Raw genomic sequence first — 3,684 nt, forward strand, 5'->3', positions numbered from 1 at the left:
TAATGAAAACATGAATAGGTATATCAGACAATTTATACCTAAAGGTACTAACTTTAACAATATATCTCATCAATACATTAGAAAGTTACAGATAGACTTGAATAATAGACCTAAGAAATGTTTAAATTACTTGACACCTAATGAAGTACATTTTGGTATCTCTATAAACATTGAGAATACAATCTAGCCTTCTTTTAATAAATCATTGGCTTTGGTAATCGCTCCAGTCATGCCCTCTGCCGCAGGGGTTAAGATAAGCTTGGCTCCGAAGTGTTGTATTAACTTTCGTCTTTCAATCGATACACTCTCTGGCATAGTAATTATTAGGTCATAGCCCTTTGCAGCAGCAATAAATGATAGTCCAATCCCAGTATTGCCCGATGCTGGTTCTATCAAAGTTGTAATACCAGGCTTTATATCACCAGCCTTTTCAGCATTTTCGATAAGATTTAGAGCTACCCTATCCTTAACAGAAGACAGCGGATTAAAGAACTCCAATTTGGCAACTAACTTAGCTTTTAAGTCGAATAGTTTCTCTATTTTATGCAATCTCAACAATGGCGTGTTACCAATAGTTTCAGCAAAATTGTTACATATATTCATATTCATAACCTTTTATATTCATACAACAACCTGATGCCATTTTATCTTATTTTAATAGCCAAAACATTGGTTTTATAACAGTATAGTAAAATCAAAACAACGCTTGGAGTCTTATGATTAAACTAATACGATACTATCAACAACAAGACCCCGCTGCACCAAGCACCCTTGAAACAATATTTGCCTATCCTGGACTACACGCAATATTACTTCACAGACCTGCAAATTTATTATGGCGCTGTAAATTGAAATTTTTAGGTAGATTATTATCGCACATCACGCGTTTTTTAACAGGAATCGAAATACCTCCCGGAGCAACTATTGGCTCATACTGTTTTATCGATCATGGTATGGGGATTGTAATTGGTGAAACAGCAATAGTTGGAAATTATGTATCTCTGTATCATGGTGTAACACTTGGGTCATCTGGAAACCCAAAGCTCAGACATACAAAACGTCACCCAACAGTTGAAGATGAAGTAATAATAGGAGCTGGAGCTAAAATTTTAGGTAATATAACTATCGGTAAACACTGCCGAGTATCACCAAATAGTGTAGTAATGGAAAGTATGGAGCCGTATACCACTGCCTTACCTATACAAACAAAGATAGTTCACCAATCAACTCAAAAAAATTAATTCCGCCATGTGAAATAAATAGAACAGACATCTCTTGATGACATAAAAAAAGCCCTCAAGGTGGCTTTTTAATTTGGCATCCCGTAGGGGATTCGAACCCCTGTTGCCGCCGTGAAAGGGCGGTGTCCTAGGCCTCTAGACGAACGGGACTTAAGATTTTAATCACTGTTTCCAGCGATATGATGTGTATTATAATGACTTTTATAACTTAGTCAAGCGATTTTCTTAATATTTTTGTTTTTTATGAATTACATAGCTCTTTTATTGCTAATTGTAACCTAGATAGTACTTTTTCTCTCCCCAAAAGCTTTAAAGTAATACCAATATCTGGAGACTGACCTGAACCTGTGATAGCTATGCGCAACGGCATACCAACTTTACCCATCCCAACTTCACACTGCTCTGCTGTTGATGCGACTACGTTATGCAAAGTATCTGGATCTTGCCATTGCTGAGTTTCCAGAGCTTCGAAATTTTCTAAAAGCTTAATAAATATCTCACCTGTTGTGGCTTTAACGTGCTTTTTAACCACCTTTTCATCATAGATAATATCATCACTATAAAAGTAGCTAGATTTATCTGTAAGCTCTACTAGAGTATCAACTTTTTCTGCCATCACAGCTAGAAGCTCTTGAAGATCAGGACCATTAGCAATATCTAAACCAGCTTTGGCAAAATAATATTCAACCTCTGCTCTAATATCTTCAAAGTTAGATTCTTTAATGTAGTGTTTGTTTAACCACTTAAGCTTGTCAAAGTCAAAACGTGAAGGCGAAGCATTGATATGCTCTAAATTAAAGGACTCTATCATCTCATCTATAGAAAAAATCTCTTGATCTCCATGCGACCACCCAAGCCTAACTAAATAGTTAAGTATAGCCTGAGGTAAATAACCATCTTCACGATATTGCATAACATTGACTGCACCATGTCGCTTAGACAACTTTGCTCCATCTGGACCAAGAATCATTGGTACATGCGCAAATACTGGGACATTAGCATTTAAAGCCTTATAAATATTAATCTGTTTAGGAGTATTATTAACATGATCATCACCACGAATAATATGCGTAATAGCCATGTCTATATCATCAACAACCACACAGAAATTATATGTCGGCGAACCATCTGTTCTTTGGATAATCATATCATCAAGTTCATGATTTGAAATTGAAATCCTACCCTTTACAGCATCATCCCAGCTGACAAGACCATCTTGCGGATTTTTAAAACGTACTACAAAACTCTCTCCTTCTTGAGGAATATAGCTTGCATCACGGCATTTACCATCATAGCCAGTTTTAAGATTATTTGCTTGCTGATACTCTCTTAGCTCATCTAATCTTTCTTTAGAGCAGTTACAATAATATGCTTTACCCTCTGCTATCAATTGTTCAATAACTTCATGATATCTATCAAATCTTTTCGTTTGATAATAGATCTCTTCATCATTTTTTAGACCAAGCCAGCTCATACCATCTAAAATAGCGTCTACAGCAGCTTGCGTAGATCTCTCAAGATCTGTATCTTCAATTCTTAATAAAAACTTACCGTTATTGTGTCTAGCATAAAGCCAACTAAAAAGTGCTGTACGTACCCCGCCAACATGTAAAAAGCCTGTTGGACTTGGTGCAAATCTTGTTGTAATCATAACAAAATACCTTGAATATAAAATTGCTTAAAGATTAAACTAGAAACGGGCTTCTTGCAAGGGTTAAAGCAAACGATCAATAAGTGTTAGCATATCTAATCAAGATGCTATTTCTTGAAAAAAATTACTCGCTACAAGATACCACCTTTTGTCATTTTGTATGGATCAACTACTTTATTAAACTGCTCTTGCAATAGAAATCCAAGAATTTTATTTGCCTCAGCTAATGAGCTAGATTGTATTCTCAATGTTTATAGAGATACCAAAATGTACTTCATTAGGTGTCAAGTAATTTAAACATTTCTTAGGTCTATTATTCAAGTCTATCTGTAACTTTCTAATGTATTGATGAGATATATTGTTAAAGTTAGTACCTTTAGGTATAAATTGTCTGATATACCTATTCATGTTTTCATTAGTACCTCTTTGCCAAGGACTGTATGGATCAGCAAAGAATACTTTGATGCCAGTCTTGCTAGTTAGCTTCTTATGTTTAGCAAACTCTTTACCATTATCAAATGTAGCTGTTAATATTTTATGACCATTAGATACTTTGTACAATATTCTATTGATTGAATTAGCTGTTCTATCTATAGACTTGGCTAAAATAGTAAATCTGCTAGCTCTATCGACCATTGTTACAATAGCACTTTTATGGTCTTTACCAACAATAGTGTCACCTTCAAAGTGATAAAGATTTTTTCTATTAGCACTGCTAGGTCTTTCAGAAATACTCGCTCTATCCTTTATCTTAACTTGTTTAGAGTCACCTTCTTTTTTGTATTTATATTG

At 34.9% G+C, this 3,684-nt stretch carries 4 protein-coding genes, 1 tRNA gene and 1 pseudogene; 2 read left to right on the top strand and 4 right to left on the bottom strand.

The features are described from left to right. Positions 1-187 (top strand): annotated as a pseudogene (locus F8C69_RS09545) (IS30 family transposase); the annotation flags it as partial. Here the strand turns inward: F8C69_RS09545 and F8C69_RS09550 are convergent. Continuing rightward, positions 184-603: a PLP-dependent cysteine synthase family protein gene (locus F8C69_RS09550; RefSeq protein WP_234384220.1), complete on the bottom strand. Its 420-nt coding sequence runs from the start codon at positions 601-603 to the stop codon at positions 184-186. The pseudogene F8C69_RS09545 and the gene F8C69_RS09550 sit on opposite strands and share 4 nt — an antisense overlap. Positions 604-716: 113 nt before the next feature. Here F8C69_RS09550 and epsC point away from each other — a divergent pair, with 113 nt between their 5' ends. Further along, positions 717-1,241: a serine O-acetyltransferase EpsC gene (gene epsC / locus F8C69_RS09555; protein ID WP_159185001.1), complete on the top strand. Its 525-nt coding sequence runs from the start codon at positions 717-719 to the stop codon at positions 1,239-1,241. A gap of 74 nt (positions 1,242-1,315) precedes the next feature. Here the strand turns inward: epsC and F8C69_RS09560 are convergent. The 3 genes from F8C69_RS09560 to F8C69_RS09570 all read right to left on the bottom strand — a co-directional run. After that, positions 1,316-1,391, bottom strand: a tRNA-Glu gene (locus F8C69_RS09560). Between the two features lie 91 nt (positions 1,392-1,482). Continuing rightward, on the bottom strand, positions 1,483-2,892 hold the full coding sequence (gene gltX / locus F8C69_RS09565) for a glutamate--tRNA ligase (protein WP_159185002.1): 1,410 nt from the start codon (positions 2,890-2,892) through the stop codon (positions 1,483-1,485). A 231-nt stretch (positions 2,893-3,123) separates the two neighbouring features. Then, the coding region (locus F8C69_RS09570; RefSeq protein ID WP_159183759.1) for an IS30 family transposase at positions 3,124-3,684 on the bottom strand (561 nt) is incomplete at its 5' end.

It is taken from the genome of Francisella noatunensis subsp. noatunensis (assembly GCF_009823375.1).
Lineage (GTDB): Bacteria > Pseudomonadota > Gammaproteobacteria > Francisellales > Francisellaceae > Francisella > Francisella noatunensis.

Bases quoted from the DNA above. Each gene is read 5' to 3' on its own strand.
- epsC (WP_159185001.1), top strand. From the start codon at position 717: ATGATTAAACTAATACGATACTATCAACAACAAGACCCCGCTGCACCA.
- gltX (WP_159185002.1), bottom strand. From the start codon at position 2,892: ATGATTACAACAAGATTTGCACCAAGTCCAACAGGCTTTTTACATGTT.
- F8C69_RS09550 (WP_234384220.1), bottom strand. From the start codon at position 603: ATGAATATATGTAACAATTTTGCTGAAACTATTGGTAACACGCCATTG.